This window comes from Mycobacterium sp., assembly GCF_046330795.1.
Taxonomy (GTDB): Bacteria; Actinomycetota; Actinomycetes; order Mycobacteriales; family Mycobacteriaceae; genus Mycobacterium.
On the sequence record NZ_JAXLSA010000008.1, the window covers coordinates 118,475 to 142,132 of the forward strand.

Here is a 23,658-nt window from a genome sequence, read left to right on the forward strand (position 1 = left end):
GGCGGTGATGCAGCTACGGGAGTGGATCGAGGGTCGCTGCGGCGAATTCGGTTCTGACGGGCCGGCGGCGCTGCTGGCGACCGGCGGGGATACCGACAGGCCGGTCCGGCTGTGTTGGGAGGCGCCGCCGGCGGGACCGCCGGTACTGACGGTACGGGCGGACACGGTGGCCGACGCGGTGTGCTCGGCGGGCGGCTTGATCTGCGATGCTGCGCTCAGTGGGTGGGAGGTTGTGGTGCAAACCGCGGACCGGTCGAGTCCGTGCGCCCTGCGCATCCTGGGGGCCGCTGTGATGCTCCCCGATCCGAACGACGGCGGTTGGACAACACGCCCGCCGGGACGAGATGACAGCGAACTACGCCATGTCCCCAGTACCGCGGCAATGGTGTTCAAGGCTCGGGCAGCCGAACTGGTTCACCCCGGCGGCTGCGCGCCGGGCATGGAGACATTCCGTGTGATCGCCGAGTTTCCCTAGGGCAGCTGGGTTTTGACTTCTTCGATCAGCCACTGGCTGTAATCAAGGTATTCCTCGACCCCGCTCAATAGCGGAAGCGGCACTGCGCTGACGGTGACCCCCTGTTCGGTCAGCCAGCCCAGCTTGTCGACGATCTCCGCGGCGCTCATACCCGGACGGACGTGCGGATCATCCTGCACCGCATGCCCTTCACCGACCCGGTTGGTTCCCAACCCGTGGACCACGTCGAAGTCGCGGCCGTCGTAGCCCGGTTGCGATTTGATGAACGCGACGCGCTCGGCGATCTTCTCCGGCGGGGTCAGGAAGGACCACCATCCGGTGGCGTACTTCGCGGCTCGCCGCAGGGCGGCGTCGGCATCGCCGCCGATCCAGATCGGAAGATGAGGCTTTTGAACGGGTTTGGGTTCGAACTCGACATCGTCGAACGAAATGTACTTTCCCTGGAACCGTGGCGACTCGGCGGTCCACAACTCGACGATCGCGGCGAGGTACTCGTCGGCGATGCGGCCGCGTTCCCGGAACGGCACGCCGAGGAGATCGAACTCGCGCTCGATCCAGCCGACCCCGAAGGTGACCATCGTCCGGCCGCTGCTGAGCCAATCCGCCGTTGCCAGGGCCTTGGCCAGGACGATCGGGTTCTGCAACGGCAGCAACGTGATACAGGAATTCAACAGTATCCGCTCGGTCGCTCCGGCCAGGTAGGCCTGTGCGACCGTCGAATGGAAGTAGTGCGGACCGGACAGCCCGACATGCTCGGACGGAATGATGAAATGCTCCGGCACCGCGACCATGTCGTATCCGAGCGCATCTGCGTGCTTGACCATCCGCGTCTGATCCGCGCCGGTGACCTGCGCCTCCCACGACTGCATGGTGGCCTTGAGTCGCAGCATGTGTGGCAGGTTGAAGAGCAATCTCATGGAAGGGGCCGTCTCCTCCGCGTTACTGCAGCTGCACAGTTACTCACTACGAATATAGAGTATGAGCGGCGGCATCGAGCAAGAATTGCTCCCCGTATCCCACTGTCTTGCAGGACTTCTCGTGCCAACTCCTGAGAGTCTTCTCGATTTAGAGCTGAACGTAGACGCTCTTGGTCTTCATGAATGATTCGACGCCGTCGCGGCCCCATTCGTAGCCCCAGCCGGATTGTTTCCAGCCGCCGAAGGGCATTGAGTGGTCGAACACCATCTGGCAGTTGACGGTGACCGTTCCGGATTCCAGGCGCTTGGCCAGTCGGTGGGCCCGGCCGACGTCCTTGGTCCACACCGTGGCTGCCAGGCCGTAGTCGGAATCGTTGGCCAGCGCGACGACTTGGTCGTCGTCGTCGAACGGCAGGATCGGCACGACGGGTCCGAAGATCTCCTGCTGGTACAGGCGCATCGCGGGATCCACATCGGTGAGTACGGTCGGGTGGACGAAGTAGCCTGTGCGCTCGAGGCGGTGCCCCCCGGTCACCACCTCGACGCCGTCGCGCTTGCCGTCGTCGATGAAGCCCAGCACCCGGGTGAGTTGCTTCTGGCTGATCAGTGGACCGATCAGCGCGTCGGTCTCGGCCGGACCGCCCAGTTTGACCGTGTTGGCCAGGTTGGTGACACCTTCGAGGACTCGCTCATAGACGTTGCGGTGGGCGAAGATTCGGGATCCGCAGATGCAGCCCTGGCCGGAGTGGATGAAGATTCCCATCGCGGCCATCAGGATGGCGGTGTCGAGGTCGGCGTCGTCGTAGATCAACACCGGCGACTTGCCGCCGAGTTCGAGGGTGACGCGTTTGAGGTTGCCGCTGGCGGCTTGCACGATGCGCTTGCCGACTTCGGTGGAGCCGGTGAAGGCGACCTTCTCGATGTCGGGGTGTTCACTGATCGCGGCGCCGGCGGTGTGTCCGTAGCCGGTCACCAGGTTCACCACGCCGTCGGGGAGTCCCGCCTGGGTGAGGAGTTTGTCGATCACGATCGCCGACAGTGGTGTTTCCTCGGCGGGTTTCACGACGCTGCTGCAGCCGGCGGCGAGTGCGGGCGCCAGTTTGGTGCAGGCGTTGAAAACCGGTCCGTTCCACGGGAAGATCAGCCCCACCACGCCGTACGGTTGTTTGAGGGTGTAGCCGTGCATGTTCGAGTCGACGCCGGTGATCCCGCCGGTCTGCTGCACGTCGTGGGCGATGCCGTTGAGCTTGGTGCACCAGCCGGCGTAGTAGCGGAAGATCTCCGCGCTCGTCCCCATGATCGCGCGGGCCTGCATCAGCGGCATGCCGGTGTTGCGCGAGTCGATGTCGGCCAGTTCGTCGGCGTGTTCGTCGATCAGGTCGGCGACACGGCCGAGCACCTTCGCCCGTTCCGATCCCGGCTTCTGGTGCCACACACCGGAATCGAAACTGGCGCGGGCCCGGGCGACGGCGTCATCGACCGCCGCTGCGCCGCCGTCGGTGAACTCGCCGACCTGCTCCTCGGTGGCGGGGTCGATGATCGGGATCATCTCGCCGGTGCCGGGCCGCTGACGGAGCTCGTCGAGGACAGCCTGAAACGCCATGTAGGACAACCTTTCGGTGTTGAAGACAGCCGCGTCGTGCGAACTAGTGCGCCCGGTCGAACTCGATGTGCAGTTCGGTCAGGCCGCGCAGCAGGAACGTCGGCTCGTAGGCGTAATTGCGCTGTGCGGCTGGTCCGTGAAGGCTCTCGTCGATGCGGATTTCGCCCATCCGGTCCAGCAGCCGACGCACGGTGATCTGGCCCTCGACACGCGCCAGCGGTGCACCGGCGCAGGTGTGGATGCCGCGGCCGAACGCGATGTGCTCGCGAACGTTTTTGCGGTCCGGCCGGAATTCGTGCGGGTCCTCGAATTTGCGCGGGTCGCGGTTGGCCGCGCCCAGGCACAGCATCACGATGGTGCCGGCCGGCAGATGCACTCCGCCGAGTTCGGTGGTGTGCCGGACCAGACGGAAATCGACCTTCGTCGGGGCGTGCATCCGCAGCGCTTCCTCAATGAATGTCGGTATGCCATCCGGGTATTCCCGCAGCTGCTGCTGATAGTCGGGGTTATCGCCGAGCACCTGCACCGCTGCGGACAGCAGTTTGGTGACGGTTTCCTGTCCGGCGGCGAACAGGAACGTCGCGGGCTTGACCAGTTCGAGCAACTCCGGTGTCGATCCGTCCGGGTAGAGCGCGGCTGCCATGCCCGAGAGCACGTCGTCGCGAGGGTCGGCGCGGCGGGCTGCGAGGTAGCCGGCGAATCGGTCGTCGAGATATTTCAGGGGGTCCAGGCCGACTGCTTCCCCGTCGAGTGCGCCGACCCGGTTGCCTTCCGGGCGTTCGGCGCCCAGGGCGGCGAGGAACTCGGGGCGGTCCTCTTCTGGCACCCCGAGCAGGTCGATGATCGCCGAAGTGGCAAAGGGTTTGGCGTATTCGGACAGGAACTCGCATTTGCCGTTGTCGATGAACTGGTCGATCTGCTGATCGACCAGCTGCCACATGAAGTCCTCGTTCTCCTTCAATCGGCGCGGGGTCAGTAGCTTGCTCAGCAGTGAGCGGGCCTGCTCATGAGCGGGCGGGTCCATGACGACCATGTGCTCGTGGATCGGGAACAGATGGCGGTGTGCCTCGATCTGTGCGCTGATGTCGTCGCCCTCGGGGGTGAAGGGCAGCGGCGGGAATGGGCCGCCGATCGCGTTGACCGCCGAGAAGGTCTCGTGGTCCTTGAACGCCGCCATCACTTCCTGGTAGCCGGTGACCGCGACGACGCCCTGATGTGGCTCCCGGTACACGGGGTTCTGCTCACGCAGGGCATCGAAGTACGCGTACGGATCCTGTGCGAGTGCCGGATCGGAGAAGAAGTCGACGGAGGCGAGGTCGGTCATGGACGGGCTGTCCTTTCACGGAAGAAACCGGCGGGAGGGGAGGGGCTGAGTCTCAGGTCTCGACGATGCTGATGGCTCCGCGTGGGCAGACATCGATGGCCGCGTGGACCAGATCCCACTGCTCTGCGGAGGGTTGCAGGACGCAGGTCGCGACGTCATCGTCGCCCAGGTCGAACAGATCGGGGGCCGACTCGAGGCAGAGCGCGTGGCCCTCGCACAGGTGCGGATCGACGACCACACGCCGGGAAACGCTCACCGCTCGCCAACCTTTACTGATCGACTGACCAAATTGTTAGAATGCCGTATGTCTACCATCCGGCGGGATTGCCGGTCAAGCAACCAGCGGACAGGGGAATGCTGAATGGCCGCACCGCGCAAGGCCCGTAACACCGACGGCGGTGCACGCACCCGACTGATCGAGGCCACCGCCAAACTCATGCTCGATGAGGGTTACGCTGCGGCCACCTCGCGGCGGATCGCCAGCGAAGCCGGCGTCAAACAGGCCCTGGTCTACTACTACTTCCCGTCGATGGACGACCTGTTCGTCGAAGTGCTCCGCTCCGGCGCCGAGGTTTCGCTGGCCCGGATGCGGGAAGCGCTCAACGCCGACGATCCGTTGCTCACGCTGTGGACGATGAACTCCGATGACCGGCTGACAGTCCTGAACACCGAGTTCATGGCACTGGCCAACCATCGCAAGGCGATTCGCGCGGAACTGAAGACCTACGCCGAACGTGTCCGCGACATCGAGACCGCCGCCGTCGCCGTCGCGCTGCGCGCCCGGGGAATCGACACCAAACTCTATCCACCCGTCGCGATCTCGATGCTCATCGCCCAAACCGGCCGCAGCCTGTGCAACGAAAACGCCGTCGGCGTCACCCTGGGGCACACCGAACTGCGCGAGTTCGTCGAACGACAACTCCAGCTGCTCAACCAACACCAGTTCGATCACGCCAACCCCGCCACCTGACCCAAGCTCTGCCTCAGCCGGATTGGGCTCCCGCTATTGACAGCCGGCCCATCACCTGCCATCGTTCCTGATCGGTCGACAAAGTTGATCGACACGAATCACGCACTGTCCGAGCTGCCGTTCGGGCGATCCGAGAATCGAGGTATTCCGTGAGTGGACGCGTAGCAGGCAAGGTTGCCTTCGTCACAGGCGCCGCCCGAGGGCAGGGGCGCAGCCACGCGGTCCGGTTGGCCGAGGAAGGCGCCGACATCATCGCGGTCGACATCTGCGGCCCCATCACCCCGGACAGCCAGATCGCGCCGTCCAATCCCGACGACCTCGCCCAGACCGTGGACCTGGTCAAGAACCTCGGCCGCCGGATCGTCACCGCCCAGGTCGACGTCCGCGATTACGACACGCTCAAGGCGGCACTTGACAACGGCGTCGAGCAACTCGGGCGACTCGACATCGTCGTCGCCAACGCCGGCATCGGCAACGGCGGCGAAACGCTGGACAAGACCAGCGAATCCGACTGGGACGACATGATCGGCGTCAACCTTTCCGGCGTCTGGAAGACCGTCAAAGCCGCTGTGCCACATCTGATCGCCGGTGGAAACGGCGGATCGATCATCATGACCAGCTCGGTCGGCGGTCTGAAGCCCTACCCCAACACCGGTCACTACATCGCCGCCAAGCACGGCGTGATCGGCCTGATGCGCACCTTCGCCGTCGAACTCGGCCAGCATTTTATCCGCGTCAACGCGGTTTGCCCCACCAACGTGAACACTCCGATGTTCATGAACGAGGGCACCATGAAACTGTTCCGTCCCGACCTGCAGAACCCGGGCCCCGACGACCTCGCGGTGGCGGCCCAGTTCATGCACACCCTGCCCATCGGCTGGGTCGAACCGGTCGACATCAGCAACGCGGTGCTCTTCCTGGCCTCCGACGAATCTCGCTACATCACTGGCCTGCCCGTGACCGTCGATGCCGGGAGCATGCTCAAGTAACGGTCCGAACGGCGCATTGCTCTGCCCGCCACGGCACGGCACGGCACGGCACGGCACGGCACGGCACGGCACGGCACGGCACGGCACGGCACGGCACGGCACGGCACGGCACGACGACATCATCAGGAGTTCTCGGATGTTGTGCCGGAGTCCGGTCCGTTGCCGGGCGACAGATCTGATGATTATCGGCGTAGCCAGGACTTGCCGACTTGGCCAATCCCATCATGCTCAACCGGATGCCAGAGTTTGGGTTATTCGTGCGCCACGTCAGCAACCGTTGTATTCGGGTGGACGGGGTAGAGAGCTGCCCATTGCCTGATCGTGGGTGTCAACCGGCGGGGGTAGTGCCGTTGCCGGGTGATGCGCGGCATCCGTTGTTGCGCTTGCGCTTCGTATAGCGCGACGGCGCATTCGGCGGTTCCGACGGCGATGTTCACGCCGTCTACGATGAGCCGCGACAGGTCCACTTCGCCGTCGGGCATGTAGTCCAGTGGCCACTTGAGGCCGTGCATTATGGCTGAGCTGTGTCGGTAGAACGACACGGCCGCATCTTCGAAACCGTGGGGCGAATTTCCGTATGGCCCACCATCTTTGGCGGCGTGGACGGGCGGATTCTGGTCGATCCATCGTGCGGCCGACTGGACGACCTTCTCGTTGCTGAGCACTTTGATCTTGGGTGTCTGGTTTTCGGCCTTGCGCAACGCGTCGACTCGCTTGTCGAACAGTCGAAGGTGCTCCAAGAAATCCTGGTACTGCTGACTCTGCATCCGATCGGGATCGGATTCGAGAAACTTCCTATGCGCTGTATGACCGCTGCGTTGAGCATTGAGCTCCGAGGTATTGAATCGGACGCTCGCGCTTCGGCGCAGCTCGCGATCCGTGCTTGAAAGCAGCCAGATGGTGATCGCCGACGACTCGAGTGCCGTGCGACATAGCGACACCAGCGAGGCTCCGTGGCTGTTATGGGATTTCGGGCGCCAGGCGATCAACTCGTGTACGGAGACCAGGCAGTCGATCGCATTCATGATGGGGAACCGAGCCGTGATGCTGACTTGGTCGCCGCCCAATTCGGGTACGAACCCTGCATCGTCGCCGGCCAGGTTGCTGGCGGGATCTACAGGTACCGGCTTGAGTCCCCACGTTCCCAGCTCGTTGCCGCGTGTCGCTTTCGCGTTGGTGCGCTGCATGATCTCCAGTGTCTGGACTCGCTGGATCAGAAGGTCGAACACCTTGGCCGGATTCATTCCGACGAGACGTGGGTCCATGAAGCTCCCTTTCGCATCGCTTCACTCGCGCTGGCCGTTCGACGACAGTAGGCGACCCATCCGACACGTCCAGGCATCGCAGATGCTCTCGATGAGTCGAGAGCATCTGGTGTCGGCGCCGTCGCGGCGCTTGTGGGCCGAAACCAACCAGATGTGAGGAAGCGCCGGTGCAAAACCTGCAGTGCGCCTCAGGCGTCGGCGTCGCCGCGCACGTGGGCGGCGCTGGGGAAGTGGTTGTGGGATAGTCCCCATGCTCGCCACCAGCCGTCGGGGCAGCGGACCATCGTCAGGACGTGGATGTCGTTGAGGGGCATCTCGGCGAATGCCCGCATGGTGTGCTCGGCGTTGGGCATGAACTTCACGTAGGCGATGTTGTCGTCGTCGGGGCAGGGTTCGACGAATTGCATGAGCCCGGAGTTCGACAGAGCGTCTTCGGCTGCCGCATAGTCGCCCCACGCCGGCGGGTGGTAGGTCAAGGAATGCAGAGCGGTGATCAGTTCGGCCCTGTCCAGCAGCGCCATCCACCACAGGCATGCTGCTCCCAATGGGTCGTATGGCTGCGGGTCGTGGTCCGGGAAAAACGCTTGGCGGGCAGCCTCAGCCGTGACGATCTCCAGCGGCGCCGGGCCATCGGTGGGCAGGGAAGCCAGGTCAGCTGCCGCGGCCAGTGCGGCGAAGCCGGGAACGGTGACCGCCAGTGAACGGTAGAACTCGGTGAAGCTGAATTGCGGTCGGGTGTACTCAGCGCGCTGCTGCCGCAGGCATTGCAGCGTCAGAGCGGGGGAGAGGTCCAGTTGATCTTGGAGGAAGTCGTCGGGGTGGACGGCTTCGATGTCGTAGGGCGCCAAGGCCTCGGGTGGGAAGTCGCGAAGGTTGGCGGTCACGATGAGGGCGGCGTTTCCGCGGACGGCGGCTGCGGCGACGTGGCGGTCTTTGGGGTCGGTGGTCATCGCGTCGATGAGGTCGTCGTAGCCGGTCACCGCGGCGTTGGGGAACGCCGAACGCATGTGGTGCAGCCGTCTTGTCGCCTTCTCGGCCGGGACGCCGAATGTGGTGATGAGGTTGCGGTGGACTTCGTCGAGGATCACCTCGGACCACAGTGGTTCGTAGAGTTCGGCGTCGGCGAGTCGCAGCAGTAGGTCGGCGAGTGGGTAGGGCAGCAGGACGCACGCATCGAGGACGACGCGGATTCTCGACACCGCTCAGCGTGTCCCGGTGAATCCGTTGACAGTGCGGTAGCCGTCGTCGTCGGCTGCCTCGGTGGTCATCGCCGTCAGTTCGTCGCGGCGGTGCTCGCGCAATGTGCGTTGGTAGTCGAGCAGGTGCTGGAGTTGGATCCGACGGTGCCGGCCGGGTTGAGTGAACGGGATTGCGCCGGATTCGAGCAGTTTGACCACGGTGGGTCGGGAGATGCCCAGCAGGTTGGCGGCTTCCTGGGTGGAGAGCAGGGTGCGCAGGGCTTCCAGTGTGACGGCCTGGCCGGCGGTGAGCGCGGCGACTGCTTGGGTGAGGACGGTGCGCAGTTCGGCGGTCAGCGCGAAGCTGTGACCGGACTGGTCGGTCAAGGAAAGCTGGTGGCCGCTGGTGAGTGCGGTCGCCAGGTCACCGAGGTCGGATTCCGCGCCGGGTGGTGGCAGCACGGTGTGGTCGGTGAGGACGGTCATGCGCCCATCATAAATCGAAAAAAACGAAAATGGCAGACCTGGGCGGAGTGCGTTCGCGGACCTCGTCGAGTTCGATGATGGCCAGATTGGCTGACATTAGCCATGCGCTGCGGCCGCGCTGGCACGTTCGTCTGGCAGTACAAGAGGTTGCTGGCGATCAGACGATTTGTTGAAGGGATCGACCAGGCGGTCGCCGCACGTCTGTGGTACGCATCGGACGGCCGCGGTGTCGAGCGGAGGCGTTTTGGGATTGCGGCACGGCTGTCTCAACGAGCTCCTTGGCATCTCATCGGTTTCACGTGTTGCGTCGTCAGCCATGAAGTTTGCTGGATGGATCGTCGAACATGGCAAAATCCCGCTCTTCCGTGTCCCCCGAGTGTCCCTAGACGTGCCGCTACAGCGAGTCGCAGCTGAGACGCCGGGAGACGGCAAACGGCCGCTGACGTGCACGGATGAGACTCATCGGGACGCCGTTGAACGTGAACCCCTAGCTTTACACACCAGCGGTCGCAAGTTCGATCCTTGTCGCGCCCACAGATTTCTGTGCTGTTCAGGGCTTTTTCCAGGTTTGCTGGAGGAGCGCCTTTGCGTCGCCATGACCCAAGAGTGTCCCGAGACGTGCCGCTACAGGGAATAACGGCTGAGACGCTGGAAGACGGCCCATAGCCGCTGACGTGCACGGATGAGACTCATCGGGACACCGTGCAACGGGTCAGCGCTGAAACTGGACACTAGCGGTCGGGGGTTCGGTGTTCGCCGCGCCAACACTGTTTGTGCAGGTCAACCGGCGGTCGCGGGTCGGTTCCGGTCGTTTGGCCTTGGACTCAGTGTCCCAAGAATGTCCCATAGCGGTTTGTGCATACTTCCCGGGTGGCCGGAATTGAGTTTGCTGAACAACGATTCGTTGTCTCTCTTCGCGCACGTTTCCAGCTACAACGGCCCTACGCCAACCGGAGGCGGATACGCTGGGTCCTGCCGGGTGGATTGTCCCGGACCGGTCGGGTGGTTACCGTTTCCGAGTGGGATCTAGTGACCGCCTGAACGTTTCGCCGGAGTTGCTGTCGGGGGCGTGTGAGTCGCTGTCGGGTGCGGCTCGGCATCTGCTCGACGAAGTTAAGTCGCTGGACGGCGACGTGCCCGGGATGCTCGCCGGCTGGCAGGGCAGCGCCGGAGGCGCCTACGGGCAGGCTTGGACGCAGTGGTTGCAGGGCGCCCGCGAGGTCGAGTGTGCATTGACGACCATGGCCAGATTGCTGGGCGAGGCGGCCACGGGGTATGCGCACGGTGAACAGCAGTCGGCCGAGGGCCTCGGAGGGCTGGGCCGTGTCTGAGTTCAGTGTCGACCTCGACGCGCTGTCCAAGTCGTTGGAGCGGATGGATAACTTCCAGCGGTTGTCCAAGGCGCTGCTGGACGAGATCGACAACACGGTCAAGAATCTGCACGTGTCATGGCAGGGTGAGGCCGCCGCGGCGCATGCGCAGGCGCACCAGAAGTGGACGCACGGCGCCGAGCAGATGGCACTGGCGCTGACGGTGCTGCATCGCAGCGGCAAGGGCGCACATCGCAACTACACGCACGCCGCGGAGAACAACCGGGCGATGTGGTCATAGCTGTGAGGCGGTTGTGGCTCCGATAATCGTTGACCCCCAGGCAGTTTCGGGTGCGGGGACGTCGATGAATGCGGTCGGTGAGGGTGTGGCCGCGGCGATGTCGACTTTGACCGGGGGCTTCAATGCCAACACCGGCTATGACGCGGCCGGCATCGTCTTCGGACGGCAATACGTGTCTGCCGGTGCATCCTTGCTGAAGGCGATCACAGCCGGGGTGAATGCGTGCCGCAACAACGGATACGGGCTGCAGACCAGTGCCGTGAATTACTCGCGGGCAGAGGCGGCGTCGGACCTCAGCGGCCGTGCGCAGGTACTGGGTTCGCCGCCGTGTCCGGCGCCGGTGGCGGTGCCGGGTTCGCCGAGCAGTTCAGGAGCATCGGTGCCGCCGCCGCTGTTGTGGTCGGTGGTGGCGCAGTTCGTCGGCTCGCCGTGGCCCGACGGCAACCCGGCGGAGATGCGGGCCGCTGCGGCGGCGTGGCGGGCGATGGCGGTGCCGCTGTATCAGGTCAGCGGCGATGCGGCAGGTGCGTACAACACGATCGCTGCCCAGCGCATCGCCGAGGGCCGGTTGATGACGGCCGACATCCGCGACATCGGCTCGAACCTCGCCGGTGTGGCGTCGTCCTGCCAGCAACTTGCCGCCACCCTGGAGCAGTACGCAGGGCAGGTGGAAAAGACGCAGCAGGCGATCCGTCAGCTGTGCGATCAGGTGGGATCGATCGGCGGAATCGTCGGGACGTTCTTCGAATTCCTGCACGGTCACGGCGAGGACGAACTGCACAAGATCGCCGACGAGATCGAGACGGTGCTGACGTACCTGGGCACTGAGGCCGACGCGGCATTGGCGTTGCTGGAATCCGCGAAGTCCAGTGTCGACAGCTGGGTGCTGGGGCTGGAGAAGTCGGCCGATCGCACCTTCGTGGAGTTCTTCGGTGACCAGGTGGGCGGCGCGCTGGCGACGCACTTCAATGCGGTGGCCGACAGCGCAGAAGGCGTATTCCGTTGGGGCGCAGGCATGGCCGAGGGCGTGATCGCCCTGGATCCGACCCGGTTCGCGTCCAGCCCGGACGTCGCGGGACGGGCCTGGGAGGGCGTGGCGAAGTTCGCACAGTTGGTGACCAATCCGGCCGCGGCGATCGCCAGCGACCCACAGGGCAGCCTCGACACCGTCAAAGGCCTTGTCCATGCCGACGACTGGAGCAAGGACCGGCCGATGCTCGGCGCGTCGCAGAATCTGCTCGATATCGCGAGTGTGGTGATTCCCGGTGTGGGCGAGGCCGGTGCGGCCGGTGATGCGGCATCCGCGGTGGGCCGGGTAGCGCGCACCAGCGAAGAACCCGCCGGAGCCGCCGGTACCATTGGCAAGGTCGGTGAATTCGGGCGCAGTACAGCAGCTTTGGGTGGTGTCACCAAGGATGTCGCCGGGCTCACCGAAAAACTGGGCGCCATCGCTGACAAGCCCTCTGCTCCGCCGGCCGGTGGGCGTCCGGCGTCGCTGACCGACCCGGTGGATGCTGGGCCCAGGGCGCCAGTGGCCAAGCAACCTGACCCCGAATCGGCACCGGCGGTGGGGCGTCCCGACGAACCCGCGGGTGGCGATGTTGCCGCCGGTGTTTCGGACCACCCGACGGCACAGGTCGGTGGTGAACGCGTGCCAGGTGGATCGGATCCAACAACGCACACGCCGGCGCCCGCGGTGGCCGCTGGCGCTGGTGAGGGTGCGCCGAGATTGCCTCCCGTCACAACCACAGGAACCGACACGGCCGCCCCGCTGAGCGCGGCGGAGAGAGCCCCCGCGGTCGCTGGCGGGTCCGGGGAGGCGTTGAAACCCGTTGGCGGTCTTGCGCCTTCCGCCTCGGACCGACTCACCGGACTCGGCAACAGCTCGAAGTTTCCTGCTGCCGACGACCATGCATCGTTGGCGACGGACATAGGTACCCACGCGAGTGTGGGTGACGGAGTCGAGCGTGGTGTGCCCCTCGGAGCGGGCCACCGGGACGACTACGGCGGCGGTGATCCGCCCCCCGGGTCGGGTGATCACAGCAGCGGGGGCGATCATCGGGATCCGTTGCACTCCAGTGAACCTGCAGGCGAGGGCTGGACGTATCAAGACGACTACGATCCGGTCGATGCCGCGTATGGAAGTCCCCTCGACGAGCATTGGGACTTTCCGGAGAACGGTGTTGACGCTGATCGAATCAATCCGAAAGTCGCTGAGCTCATCTCAGATCCGTCTGCTCCGTTCGGGCGTGCGGCAGATGGCCGCGCATTTACCGCGGCCGAGTACGCGGAGAGATTCAACAAGCTGGGACCCGATGGCCAACATTGGGTCAACTTTCCGAACAATGCTGGAGCGGTACACGGCACTATCGTCAAGTTCGACGACTTGCAGGCGTTCCAATCGAATTTCGGCCTCAGGTTGGACCGAATCGGTGACGAGAACGGGAAGTATCTTGCAGTCATGTCGGACGGACACCCGGCGGCGTGGGAAGGGCGGGCTCTACACGTCGAATCCCTCGAAAAGGGTTACTACACCTACACCATCGATCATTTGCCACCTGGTTGGAAGATCGAGGCATCGGAGGTCGCGCCCGGCCTGGGCCAGCCCGGGGGGTCGATCCAGATCCGATTCTTCGACGACGGAGATGAGGTCGTGTCGATCGACCAGCTCACGGATGAATTAGGGGTTCTCAAATGAGGAATGAAATCGGATTGACCGCGCGGGTTGGACTGTGGGCGGAGCAGGCGGGCTATTCCGTCACCGAAAGGTCGTCGGAAGATGGACGTGCCGTCTTGTGGAGCTCAGGTGGGGAGATCCGTTACTTCATCGGCAGGGATGCCGAAGACTGGATCGTGGTCACAAGCTCCGAACGCATGGGGGAGGAGCAGCTTGAGTTGGCGTCCCGCCTCCCGGGCTTGGTCGAGCGCAAGTTGATCGCCACGTTCGGCCGTTTGGTCAGATCGCACAGCGGCCTAGAGCGGCTATCCCGCTCACTCTCCGCTGACGATCTGGCGGCCGGTTACTCGATTGGTGTCCAGTCCTTTCGGGGGAAGGTCCGACGAACACTCATCGATCCCGAAGGGGGTGTGATTGCTGTGGTGAGTGGTGGCGAACTGGTGGGCACGGTGAATGCGGTCGAGCTCTCGGTCTTCGCGTCGAGCACTGTGGATGAGATCTCTCGCTCACTGATGGACCCTTCCGGCAAGCCGCTGTTTTCCGTGCGGCGGGGATAGATGCCGGCCATCCATCTGCATTGCACCGTCGGGATTGCACGGTCTTGGGAACAGCTGATAGGCCTTACGGCCAGATGGAAGGCCCGTCGAGCAACAACTTGCGACCAATCCCGACGGAGAACCTGGCGATGCACTTCCTGCGGCCGGTGCGCCCGGGTCGGCTTGTCGGCAAAGGCCGGGTGCTCACCCGGGATGGCGATCTGGCCCATCTCGAGGGTTCGTTGTTCGACGCGGAGTTACAACTCGTCGCAACCGCCACGGCGATCGCCCGTGTCATTCCCCTCGATGCGGCCCGCGACGCCGGGTAGCTCATGATTGCACGCCGGCCGCAGACTCAACGGTGCACTTCTCATCGTGCAAGGTGACCGGCCGCTCGCCCCGGATGCGACGTCATGGGTGACGAAATCCTCGATCAGCTCGACCACTTCGGCGGGACGTTCGGCCGGCGGAAAGTGTCCGACTCCGGTGAGCACCTCGAGCCGGATGTCGGGCCTCAATTCCTTTGTGGCGTAGGCGTGCTCGATGGGAATGATGGCGTCCTGGTCACCCCAGATCAACATGACGGGGACGTCGATCTTGTCGCGCAGACGGCTCAGGGCGTTGACGGCCTGCCCTCGGTAGTCGATGACTGACCGCAGTGTGCGCTGGAAGGCCGCCCGCGTCGGCGCGTCGGCGAATGAGCTGTAGGACGTCCAGATCTGCTCGCCGCGGGGTGACTCGATCCCCGCCCTGTGGAGCCAGGACCGAAACCGGTTGCCTGCGGCGAGTACGGCTTTGGGCGCGATGATCGGCATGATCAGTTCAGCGCCGGGCGCCGACAGCAACCGCAATGTCAGGCCCACGTCGGGTCCCAGGCCGCCGCTGTCGATCAGGATCAGCCCCCTGCAGTACTCGGGGTGTTGGTAGCTGAACTGCATCGCGATGCCGCCGCCCAGCGAGTGCCCGACAAGCGTTACGCGGGCGATACCCAGTGCGTCGAGCAGGTCCCGCAACAGTACCGCGAACGCACCCAGCGAGTAGTCGCTGCGCGGTTTGTCCGAGCCACCGTGACCGAGAAGATCGGGTGCTACCACCCGGAAGTTGCGCGACAGCGGGCGGACCACCGAGCGCCACGTCTCCGAACTCCCCGCCATGCCGTGCAGCAGCAGGAGCACCTCGCCCTGGCCTTCGTCGACGTAGGCAAGTCGCTCACCGTACAGCTCGAGGTATTTCAACTCAGCCATGATCGTCTCCTTCGATTCGGGCAAGCTCGCGCAGGCGTCAACGGGACGCGGTCAAGACCCCGTTGGGCAGCGAGAGCCGGATGATCTTCATCCATGCCGACGCGACCTGTTTGGGCAGCGGTCCCGTGGTGTAGGACAGTCCATATCGCTCGAAGACCTCCTCTACCTTGGGTGCGATCTCGTGGTAGCGATTGCTCGGCAGATCCGGGAAGAGGTGATGTTCGATCTGGTACGACAGGTTGCCGGTCATGAAGTGCATGGCGGGGCTCCCGGAGATGTTGGCCGACCCCAGCATCTGACGCAGGTACCACTGGCCCCGGGTTTCGCCCTCGATCGAGTCCTTGGCGAAGGTCTGCACGCCCTCGGGGAAGTGTCCGCACATGATGACCGAGTGGGTCCACAGGTTGCGGACGAGGTTGGCGGTCAGGTTGGCGGTCAGCGTCGTCAGGGCCGACGGCCCGGAAAGCAGTGGGTGCAGCACGTAGTCGCGGGTGGCGTGCCGGGCGATCTTGGCGAGCACTCTCTTACCGCGGCGGAAGAAGTCGTCCTTGTCGACACGACCCTTCAGATACTTGCCGATCTCCAGGTCGTAGAAGGCGATTCCGTACTGGAACATGCAGGCGTTCACCGCATTCGACAGCGGCTGCACCAAGAACAACGGCTTCCAGCGCTGCTCGTCGTCGACGCGCATGATGCCGTAGCCCAGGTCATTGTCCCGGCCCCGGACGTTGGTGTAGGTGTGATGCAGCTCGTTGTGGGAGTGCTTCCACATGTCGGCGGGCGAGACGTTGTCCCACTCCCAGGTGGTGGAGTGGATCTTGGGGTCACGCATCCAGTCCCACTGGCCGTGCATCACGTTGTGCCCGATCTCCATGTTCTCGATGATCTTGGAGAGCGACAGCCCGACGGTGCCGACCAGCCATGCCGGAGGAAACAGCGAGAACAGCAGAACCGCGCGGCTGCCGAGCTCGAGTTTGCGTTGCGCGTCAATGACATTGCGGATGTAGGCGGCGTCCGATTCCCCTCGGCTACCGATGACCTGGTCGCGGATGGCGTCCAGTTCGGCACCGAGGTTCTCGATGTCGGCAGCAGTCAGGTGGGTCGCCGGGTCGACGGATGCGTCGACGGGGGCTTCGTGAAGGGCGGTCATGTCGGTGTTCCTCTCGTTACGGTTCAGAGTTCGATTTCGCAGACGCCGGCGGCAGCGGAGATGCAGGTCTGAACGACCACTCCGTCGCCGTCCGTCGCGGTGGTGATCTCGCCAGTCCGCAGGTCTCGCACGGCTCCTTGCCGCAGAGGCGCCACGCAGCCGAAGCAGATCCCCATCCGGCAACCCGAGGGCATGAGCACGCCGGCCGACTCGCCGGTGTCGAGGAGGCTCTGCGCGCCGTCGTTCTCGACGGTGCGTCCCGTGACGGAGAACGTCACGCTGCCGCCGTCGCCGATCGCGCTGATGTTGGGCCGGAAGCGTTCGGTGTTGAGCTGGTGGGCGATACCGGCTGCTGCCCAATGGTTTTCGATCGCATCCAGCAGGGCGGCAGGCCCGCACGCCCAGGTGTGGTACTGGGCGAGTCCGCCGACCAGATCGTCGAGGGTATCGATAGCGAGCATGCCGTCGGCGTCGGTGTGGATCTCCACGAGCCGGATTCGGTTCTGGTTGGCGAGCATTCGCAGTTCGCCGCCGAAGATCACGTCGGCCGCGGTGGGCGCGGAATGCACGACAACGATATCGGAGGGAGCGTCGGCCGGCAGGCTGCGCAGCATGCCCATGACCGGCGTGATACCGCTGCCGGCCGTGATGAACAGGACCTTGGCCGGTGCGGGGGTGTCCATGACGAACTCACCGGCCGCCTGGTCCAACTGCACGACGGTGCCGACGGTTGCGCGACGCACCAGGTAGTTGCTCACCAGGCCGTCGGGGATCGCCTTGACGGTGATGGTGATGCAGCCGTCGGGGCGGTCGGCGGCCGAGGTCAATGAGTACGCCCGCCACCGGCGCACCCCGTCCACGTCGACACCGATGCGGATGTACTGACCCGGAACGTGGGTGCGCCATCCCCGGCCGGGCCTGATCACGAGGGTGGCGGCATCGCGGGTCTCCGGGCGGATGCCGACGATTCGCCCACGCAGGTTGATGCCGGAGCGCAGCGGGTCGATCACGTCGAGGTAGTCGGCGGGGACCAACGGGGTGGTCATCCGCTCGGCCAACTTCAGCACCCGGCCGAGCAGGGTCGCGCCGGGATTGCGTGTGGCGGTCGTGGTCATACTGCCAGCTTTCCTTGCGAACAGGGATAATCTCTTGACCATCAGGTGTGGATTTCAGGCGAGTAGTTGTTCGGAAGGAACAAAATGTCCGGTCCAACGGCGCGGCTCACCGGGTTGGCATTGGCACCGCAGGTGACCGCCGCACTGGAGGCCGTGCTGCCGCGGATGGCCGAACACACGGTGGCCGCCGTGATCGCCGAGGTGCCCGCCTACACCGATGCCTTCAGCGGGCGGATGGGCCAGAACGTGGAGAACGCGGTCCGGGCCGCGCTCGGGGCATTCCTGCGGCTGGCCACCCGTTCGGAGGAGTCAGATCCCGCTCCGCCGCTGTCGGCCGCCCTCGACGCCGCCTACGACCTCGGTCGCGGTGAGGCACGTGGCGGGCGCTCCATCGACGTGTTGTTGTCGGCCTATCGAGTCGGCGCGAGGGTGGCCTGGCGCGAGTTGTCGGAGACCGGGGTGGCGGCCGGGCTGGCGGCCGGGGCGATCGCCGAATTCGCCGAGTTGGTGTTCGCCTTCATCGACGAATTGTCGGCGTCCAGTGTGTCGGGCCATGCCGATGAGTTGGCAACCGCGGGCCGGGTCCGCCAGCGCTATCTCGATCTGCTCACTGCGCAGCTTCTCGCCGGCGAGTCGCCGGAAGTGTTGCGCGCCAGCGCGGAGTTGGCGAACTGGTCTGTCCCGCAGACACTTACGGCAGTATTGCTGCCAGCCACTCAAACCCGTGGCGTCGCCACGCTGGTGAGTGCAGAAGTCCTGCAGGCCGCCGACGAGCTGCCGGGTCTAGAGCCGTCGGAGTCCTGGGCGGTGGCCCTGGTTCCCGACATGGACGGTGCACGTCGCCCGCTGCTGCTTTCGGCGCTCGATGGCCGCGCAGCCGTGGTCGGCCCCGCTCGGTCATGGGAATTGGCTCGTTCGTCCTACCGCAGGGCCGTCCGCGGCCGCCGCCTGGCCACCGACGCGGACACCGTCGTCGACACCGACGAGCATCTGGTCGAGATCGTGCTCGGCACCGATCCGGAGGCGGCCGACGATCTGCGCCGCCGTGCCCTCGCCCCGCTACAGGGCTTGCGGCCCGCCACCGCCGACCGGCTCACCGAGACACTGCGCTCGTGGCTGCTGCACCAGGGACACCGTGCCGCCATCGCCGCCGACCTCATCGTCCACGCCCAGACCGTGCGCTACCGGATCGGCCAATTGCGCGACCTGTACGGCGAACGCCTCGATGACCCGCAGACGATCCTGGAACTCACTGTGGCGCTCGGGTTGACGCCGCAACAGAGGCTCGGCGTCGCCCCGGACGAGGACTGACAATGCTCAGTATCGGGTCGGTTCGAGTCCTAGAGGTGCATTGAAGTTGTCTCTCGCACAACGCATTTGGTGCCGCTATACACGGTGGGCATGCACTTCTGGCAGTGGATGCACCGCCCCTTGTTGGCCGTTTCATCCCGAAAACTGCTGATTAGAAACGGATCTCGCAACAGTGCCCGCGCCATGGCGACGTAGTTGAAGCCCTCGGCGAGGGCGGATTCGACCGTATCGAGTCGGTTGATACCGCCGAGCAGCATCAACGGCATGGACAGGGCCTCGCGGAACTGCCGGGCGAGGGGCAGGAAAAAGGCCTCTTCGAAGGGATATGTGCGGAACATGCGCCGACCCACGATGCGCAATCCGAGCCCGACCGGACGTGGCTGGGATGCGATGAACTCGTCGAGCGGAACGTTGCCTCGGAAGTAGTACATCGGATTGAGCAGCGAACTCCCGCCGGTCAGCTGGAGAGCGTGAAGGTATCCGTCGGCCTCCAGCAGTTGCGCGGTCGGCAGACTGTCGGTCAGCCAAAAACCCCTGCGTACTCCGTCGTCCATGTTGAACTTGGCCGTAACTGCCACGGAATCGCCGACATTGAGTCTGACGCGTTCGGCGACGCGACGCGCGAGTTCGGCGCGACGAGCCGTCGTGCCGCCATAGCGATCGGAACGCTTGTTGAGATTGGGACTGAAGAACGAACTGAGTAGATAGCCATGGCCCATGTGGATCTCGATCGCGTCGAAACCGGCCTCGACTGCTGCGGTTGCGGCGTTGCCGAAGTCGTCGACGACAGCGTCGAGTTGTTCCGGGGTGGCCGCTTTGACCAGGCCCATTGCCGGGGCACTCAGGCGCGTCGACGGTGCGAGGGTGGGCGTTCTGTTCGACAGCGTGTTGGCGACCAGGCCCGCGTGTCCGATTTGTGCGCACACCATTGCACCCGCCGCGTGCACTGAATCGGTGAGGCGGCGAATGTCGCGGGCGCGCTCCGCGTCGAGGACGATTGTGTCGCGGTGGACTCGACCACCGGGGGAGACCGCGCAGTAGGCCACGGTTGTCATCGCAGCCCCACCGCGGGCGACTTCGGTATGGAAGTCGATCAGTGCGTCGCTGACCTGGCCGCGAGGCATGACACCCTCGAAGGTCGCCGCTTTGATGAAGCGATTCTTCAATGTCAGCGGACCCAAGCGGATCGAAGTAAAGGCCTGTTTCGATACCATTGGTATCGTAACTTACCACAGCCGCACAGAAGGAGGAAGAAATTGCGTATCGCGGTCACTGGTGGAACGGGGTACCTCGGCGCGCACACGGTGCGCGCGCTACTCGCTGGCGGGCACCATGTGCGCCTGCTCGTGCCGCCCGCAGAAGCGGGCGCTGCTGTGGTCGCCCGTCTGCACGCAACCGGCAACCTCACGGTGATCACCGGCGACGTGCGGCAGTCATCCACGATCGAGCAACTGCTGACCGGTGTCGATGCGGTGCTGCACGCCGCCGGTGTGGTCGGTACCGACGAACGGCACGCGCAATTGATGTGGGACATCAACGCCCACGCCACCGAGGCGATCCTGACCCGCGCCGTGGACCTGCAGCTGGATCCCGTGGTATCGGTGAGCAGCTACAGCGCCTTGTTCCCGCCGCCGGACGGAGTCATCTCGGCCGACTCACCCACGGCGAGCGGGCGCAGCAGCTACGCCAAGACGAAAGGCTACGCCGACCGCGTCGCGCGCCGTCTGCAGGACGCCGGCGCGCCGATTGTGGTGACGTATCCGTCGAGCGTTGTCGGGCCGGCGTTTCACACGGCACCTGGCGTCACGGAGCGGGGTTGGGCTCCGATTGTGCGTTGGCGGATTGCGCCGACAGTCCGCGGCGGTATGCAGATGATCGATGTGCGCGACGTCGCGGAGGTGCATCTCCGGGTCATGCAGTCCGGCCGCGGGCCCCGGCGGTATGTCTGCGGCGGCCAACTGGCGACCTTCGATGAGATGATCGATGCGCTCGAGTGCGGGCTCGGACGGCGGATTCACCGGGTTCCCTTGTCGCCGTATTTGCTACGGGGGCTAGGCCGAGTCTCTGATGTGGTTGGCCGTTACGTGCCGCTGGGCGATGGTCTGAGCTACGAAGCGGCGTTGTTGCTCACCGCAGCCACACCGACCGATGACAGCGCCACGTTGCAGGACCTCGGGATGAGCTGGCGCAGCCCCGGAGCGGCCATCGTAGAGTCATTCGCGGGAGACAGAACCGACCGCGGCGGTGAGCAACTCGGCGATCCGGTTGCGTAGCTCTTCCGAATCATCTTCAACCGCAACGCTAGTCATGAACAATGCGGCGCCCGCCGCCATCGCCAACACGGCTCGGGCATCCGTGTCCGCCCGCCGCCGCTGCGCGGGAGTCCGCGCTTCGAGGTGGCTGGCGAACAGTTGCACCGCGGGGCCGCTGAAGTTGGTCCACATCGCTTTGCGTAGGTCGTCGTTTTCCCGCAGCGCCAGCAGCAGTCCGGGCACAGCCGCGCGCACGTCGGGCCGCGCGAACAGCTCATGGCTTCCCCGCACAACCCATTCGATCCACCCGTCGAGATCCGTACCGGAAAACGGCGACAGGTCGGGCGTTTCGCCGAGAATGGCGTGTAGTACGAGTTCAGCCTTGGAAGCCCAGCGACGATTCAAGCTCGACCGGCCGACGCCGGCGCGCGCGGCAACCAACCGCACACTGAGTTCATCCCAGCCGACCTCGAGCAGAAGTTGACGCGTCACCAACAACACGCGCTCATCGATCGAGGTGTCACGTGGCCTACCGCCCGAGCTGGCTTGGCGATCCTCGTCGGTCATGGCACAGATTCAACCGCACAGCTGTTCGCTCACGCGCGCAGCCATCCCATTGCCCGCCACAAATCGGCACCTTTGGCGGTGTGGGCCGGGGTCCTGCGTGACGAAGTCGCCGTGCGTGCCCGCTCCGGCGTTGTTGACCAGCGTGTGGACCGCGAGCCCATCGGTGGCGATCCGCTGGGCCAATGCTGCACCGTCGCCGACGTCGGATAGATCATGTTCTTGGACAACGACATTCACCCCGTTGCAATGGCTCTCATCTTCGAGAGCCAGGTGCGGGGCACACAGGGCATCGAACATCCGTCCATCCGCAACGCGGGCCACTTCCTGCAGGAGGATGCCGGTGAGGATTTGGCGAACGCCGTCGTCGGGTTCCTGGCCGACTGACGCTTTTCCGCGATGTCGCGGTCGGTGAGCCGGGCGAGGGGAGCGAGCGAGATCCGGTTCGCGGCGGCTTGCCAGCGGACCATGCAGTGGCCTAATTTATTACGTGACTGATGTATCAGTCATTTAGGTGCGGAAGCTGGTGCCCCCCTCCGGCTTCCGCACCTTTCCCCTGCTGATCGGCGCTGGTTCGCTGCGGACCCGCAGACGGAGGAATTGACGTGGAGCGCCAGGCCCAGATTGCGGGGAACGCCAGTTCGTCCACGGACGCTACTGTTACGGAGTGGCCCCCAGTTCTTCGGATGACGTAGGTGCGCCAAAGCGTGGGCGCGGGCGACCGGTGAAACTGGGACTGCGTGAGGCCAGGCGAAAGGCCATCGTGAAGGCCGCATACGAGGTGATCACCGAACGCGGCTATGACAACACCGCGATGTCGGATGTGACGCACCGGGCGGGTGTCGCACAGGGCACGCTGTATAGGTACGTGCGTAGCAAGCGTGAGCTCGTGGACCACGTGTTCGACTATGCCGTCGGCCGCGCCGTGCGCGCATTCGACGTGCGCAAGATTGCCGAGGTGAACCCGGCTGGATACGGCGACTCGATCCAATTGGCCCGGTTGTTCGGTGAGCGCCTGTTCGCTCTGGTCGACGACGACCCCGGCGTTGTTCGCATGATCATCGTGGAGGCTAGTGCGATTGATCCGGAGTTGCGTTACCGCGTGATGGGTCTGGTGTCGACGATGCATGCCAGGCTGGCGGAGGTCTTCCAGCAGGCGTATCCCGACAAGCGGGCCGATGGCGACCGGCGTACCTGGGATCTACTGGGGCGCATGGTGATGGGCTTGGCCGCTCCCGGTCTGCTGATGTCGATGGACCGTCCCGCGTCCCGGGATCTCCGCGCGCAGTACCTGGACACGGTTACCGACATTGCCGAACGAGGGCTGATGGTTGGCGGGGCCCCCGGTGCGCAGGGGTCCGGCAGCTGACGAATCGGCCTGCCGGTCCTCGCCGAGGTTACGGCGTTGCGGCTCACCGCGGTAGCGTGCCGGCCGGCCCCCGATGCCACAGGCTCGCCACACCAGCAATGCGACCGGGTTCATCAACCCGACTTGTTCGCAGAGCATCCTGGTGTCGCCGTACATGTCTCGCAGTCGGCGTCGCGACGATGGGTCACTGAAGAAAGCTTCTCTTCGAACGGAGCGTGGAATCTCGAACTCTGCGAAGAATGTTCGTGGTGGAACCAGCAATGCGTTGCACAACAGCCGGGTGATCAGCGGCACGTAGAGCGAGAGCAGGAACCGGTTGGGTCGTGGCATGCCGCGGACGTTTCTGGACAGATACGCATGTGCGAACGCGATGTGGCGTGCCTCCTCCGCTAGATGGATCGCCACCACCTGCTCCACCATCGGGTGTATCGGATCATCTGTTCTCAACAAGTCGGCCTGCGTGCGGTCGAAGGGAACCTCACCGGCCAACACGCCGAAGAAGAACGCGTTCGGTGCGAGTGTCGCCGAATGCGGGAGCGCCGACGAGAGCAGGCGCAACCAGAGCCGTACGCCGTGCGCATCGACACCGGTGCGATCGATCAGCTCCTGAAACATCATCATG

At 64.8% G+C, this 23,658-nt stretch carries 24 protein-coding genes and 1 pseudogene; 12 read left to right on the plus strand and 13 right to left on the minus strand.

All coding sequences use genetic code 11. The features are described from left to right. Positions 1 to 7: 7 nt before the first annotated feature. Positions 8 to 475, plus strand: a complete 468-nt coding sequence (locus U0R18_RS20195; RefSeq protein ID WP_526371780.1) for a hypothetical protein — start codon at positions 8 to 10, stop codon at positions 473 to 475. On the opposite strand, the gene U0R18_RS20200 is transcribed toward U0R18_RS20195, so the two are convergent. The 4 genes from U0R18_RS20200 to U0R18_RS20215 form a co-directional block, all read right to left on the minus strand. After that, entirely contained in the window at positions 472 to 1,392 is a 921-nt protein-coding gene (locus U0R18_RS20200) for a TIGR03619 family F420-dependent LLM class oxidoreductase (RefSeq protein ID WP_526371782.1), read from the minus strand. The two genes, U0R18_RS20195 and U0R18_RS20200, sit on opposite strands and share 4 nt — an antisense overlap. Before the next feature lie 148 nt (positions 1,393 to 1,540). Beyond that, positions 1,541 to 2,995, minus strand: a complete 1,455-nt coding sequence (locus tag U0R18_RS20205; protein WP_526371784.1) for an aldehyde dehydrogenase family protein — start codon at positions 2,993 to 2,995, stop codon at positions 1,541 to 1,543. A gap of 43 nt (positions 2,996 to 3,038) precedes the next feature. Continuing rightward, on the minus strand, positions 3,039 to 4,319 hold the full coding sequence (locus U0R18_RS20210; protein ID WP_526371786.1) for a cytochrome P450: 1,281 nt from the start codon (positions 4,317 to 4,319) through the stop codon (positions 3,039 to 3,041). Between the two features lie 52 nt (positions 4,320 to 4,371). Beyond that, positions 4,372 to 4,575 (minus strand): ferredoxin, encoded by a 204-nt coding sequence (locus U0R18_RS20215; protein WP_526371788.1) that lies wholly within the window; start codon positions 4,573 to 4,575, stop codon positions 4,372 to 4,374. Between the two features lie 105 nt (positions 4,576 to 4,680). Between U0R18_RS20215 and U0R18_RS20220 the strand changes: the two genes are divergently transcribed. Together U0R18_RS20220 and U0R18_RS20225 are read left to right on the plus strand one after the other, a co-directional pair. Then, complete coding sequence (locus U0R18_RS20220; RefSeq protein ID WP_526371790.1) at positions 4,681 to 5,289, plus strand: TetR/AcrR family transcriptional regulator; 609 nt, start codon at positions 4,681 to 4,683, stop codon at positions 5,287 to 5,289. 149 nt (positions 5,290 to 5,438) lie between these two features. Beyond that, positions 5,439 to 6,278, plus strand: coding sequence for a mycofactocin-coupled SDR family oxidoreductase (locus U0R18_RS20225; RefSeq protein ID WP_526371792.1), 840 nt, complete (start codon positions 5,439 to 5,441; stop codon positions 6,276 to 6,278). A 251-nt stretch (positions 6,279 to 6,529) separates the two neighbouring features. Here U0R18_RS20225 and U0R18_RS20230 read toward each other — a convergent pair whose 3' ends face one another. From U0R18_RS20230 to U0R18_RS20240, 3 genes are all read right to left on the minus strand, one after another. Then, positions 6,530 to 7,543 carry a hypothetical protein gene (locus U0R18_RS20230; protein ID WP_526371794.1) on the minus strand — a complete coding sequence of 338 codons (1,014 nt, stop codon included), beginning with the start codon at positions 7,541 to 7,543 and terminating at the stop codon, positions 6,530 to 6,532. A 188-nt stretch (positions 7,544 to 7,731) separates the two neighbouring features. After that, positions 7,732 to 8,742: a VapC50 family PIN domain-containing toxin gene (locus U0R18_RS20235; protein WP_526371796.1), complete on the minus strand. Its 1,011-nt coding sequence runs from the start codon at positions 8,740 to 8,742 to the stop codon at positions 7,732 to 7,734. A gap of 3 nt (positions 8,743 to 8,745) precedes the next feature. After that, a complete protein-coding gene (locus tag U0R18_RS20240; protein ID WP_526371798.1) occupies positions 8,746 to 9,207 on the minus strand; it encodes a helix-turn-helix domain-containing protein in 462 nt (153 codons plus the stop codon). Between the two features lie 1,019 nt (positions 9,208 to 10,226). Between U0R18_RS20240 and U0R18_RS20245 the strand changes: the two genes are divergently transcribed. The 5 genes from U0R18_RS20245 to U0R18_RS20265 all read left to right on the plus strand — a co-directional run bounded on the left by U0R18_RS20245 (position 10,227) and on the right by U0R18_RS20265 (position 14,360). Continuing rightward, the gene (locus U0R18_RS20245; protein WP_526371800.1) at positions 10,227 to 10,538 is read left to right on the plus strand and encodes a WXG100 family type VII secretion target; all 312 of its coding nucleotides are present in this window, start codon (positions 10,227 to 10,229) and stop codon (positions 10,536 to 10,538) included. Next, entirely contained in the window at positions 10,531 to 10,818 is a 288-nt protein-coding gene (locus U0R18_RS20250) for a WXG100 family type VII secretion target (protein WP_526371802.1), read from the plus strand. Before U0R18_RS20245 ends, U0R18_RS20250 begins: the two co-directional genes overlap by 8 nt. 85 nt (positions 10,819 to 10,903) lie before the next feature. After that, positions 10,904 to 13,516 (plus strand): WXG100-like domain-containing protein, encoded by a 2,613-nt coding sequence (locus U0R18_RS20255; RefSeq protein WP_526371804.1) that lies wholly within the window; start codon positions 10,904 to 10,906, stop codon positions 13,514 to 13,516. Further along, on the plus strand, positions 13,513 to 14,052 hold the full coding sequence (locus U0R18_RS20260; RefSeq protein WP_526371806.1) for an Imm61 family immunity protein: 540 nt from the start codon (positions 13,513 to 13,515) through the stop codon (positions 14,050 to 14,052). Before U0R18_RS20255 ends, U0R18_RS20260 begins: the two co-directional genes overlap by 4 nt. Positions 14,053 to 14,180: 128 nt before the next feature. Next, the gene (locus U0R18_RS20265) at positions 14,181 to 14,360 is read left to right on the plus strand and encodes a hotdog family protein (RefSeq protein ID WP_526371808.1); all 180 of its coding nucleotides are present in this window, start codon (positions 14,181 to 14,183) and stop codon (positions 14,358 to 14,360) included. Here the strand turns inward: U0R18_RS20265 and U0R18_RS20270 are convergent. From U0R18_RS20270 to U0R18_RS20280, 3 genes are read right to left on the minus strand one after another with little or no spacing between them, the layout of a single operon-like run. Then, positions 14,289 to 15,275, minus strand: coding sequence for an alpha/beta fold hydrolase (locus U0R18_RS20270; protein WP_526371810.1), 987 nt, complete (start codon positions 15,273 to 15,275; stop codon positions 14,289 to 14,291). The genes U0R18_RS20265 and U0R18_RS20270 overlap by 72 nt on opposite strands. A gap of 37 nt (positions 15,276 to 15,312) precedes the next feature. Continuing rightward, positions 15,313 to 16,425, minus strand: a complete 1,113-nt coding sequence (locus U0R18_RS20275) for a fatty acid desaturase family protein (RefSeq protein ID WP_526371812.1) — start codon at positions 16,423 to 16,425, stop codon at positions 15,313 to 15,315. Positions 16,426 to 16,448: 23 nt separating this feature from the next. Beyond that, on the minus strand, positions 16,449 to 17,540 hold the full coding sequence (locus U0R18_RS20280; protein ID WP_526371814.1) for a ferredoxin reductase: 1,092 nt from the start codon (positions 17,538 to 17,540) through the stop codon (positions 16,449 to 16,451). 84 nt (positions 17,541 to 17,624) lie between these two features. On the opposite strand from U0R18_RS20280, the gene U0R18_RS20285 reads away from it, so the two are divergent. After that, on the plus strand, positions 17,625 to 18,851 hold the full coding sequence (locus tag U0R18_RS20285; protein WP_526371816.1) for a PucR family transcriptional regulator: 1,227 nt from the start codon (positions 17,625 to 17,627) through the stop codon (positions 18,849 to 18,851). A 29-nt stretch (positions 18,852 to 18,880) separates the two neighbouring features. Here the strand turns inward: U0R18_RS20285 and U0R18_RS20290 are convergent, their stop codons facing one another. Further along, positions 18,881 to 20,065 carry an NADH:flavin oxidoreductase gene (locus U0R18_RS20290; protein WP_526371818.1) on the minus strand — a complete coding sequence of 395 codons (1,185 nt, stop codon included), beginning with the start codon at positions 20,063 to 20,065 and terminating at the stop codon, positions 18,881 to 18,883. 42 nt (positions 20,066 to 20,107) lie between these two features. Between U0R18_RS20290 and U0R18_RS20295 the strand changes: the two genes are divergently transcribed. Beyond that, a complete protein-coding gene (locus U0R18_RS20295) occupies positions 20,108 to 21,124 on the plus strand; it encodes an NAD-dependent epimerase/dehydratase family protein (RefSeq protein WP_526371820.1) in 1,017 nt (338 codons plus the stop codon). On the opposite strand, the gene U0R18_RS20300 is transcribed toward U0R18_RS20295, so the two are convergent. Further along, positions 21,065 to 21,670, minus strand: a complete 606-nt coding sequence (locus tag U0R18_RS20300) for a TetR/AcrR family transcriptional regulator (RefSeq protein WP_526371822.1) — start codon at positions 21,668 to 21,670, stop codon at positions 21,065 to 21,067. The two genes, U0R18_RS20295 and U0R18_RS20300, sit on opposite strands and share 60 nt — an antisense overlap. 246 nt (positions 21,671 to 21,916) lie before the next feature. Here U0R18_RS20300 and U0R18_RS20305 point away from each other — a divergent pair, with 246 nt between their 5' ends. Next, positions 21,917 to 22,054 carry a hypothetical protein gene (locus U0R18_RS20305; protein ID WP_526371824.1) on the plus strand — a complete coding sequence of 46 codons (138 nt, stop codon included), beginning with the start codon at positions 21,917 to 21,919 and terminating at the stop codon, positions 22,052 to 22,054. Positions 22,055 to 22,391: 337 nt separating this feature from the next. Next, on the plus strand, positions 22,392 to 23,036 hold the full coding sequence (locus U0R18_RS20310) for a TetR/AcrR family transcriptional regulator (protein WP_526371826.1): 645 nt from the start codon (positions 22,392 to 22,394) through the stop codon (positions 23,034 to 23,036). A 177-nt stretch (positions 23,037 to 23,213) separates the two neighbouring features. On the opposite strand, the pseudogene U0R18_RS20315 reads toward U0R18_RS20310, so the two are convergent. Next, positions 23,214 to 23,657 (minus strand): annotated as a pseudogene (locus U0R18_RS20315) (diiron oxygenase); the annotation flags it as partial. Position 23,658: the final 1 nt, after the last annotated feature.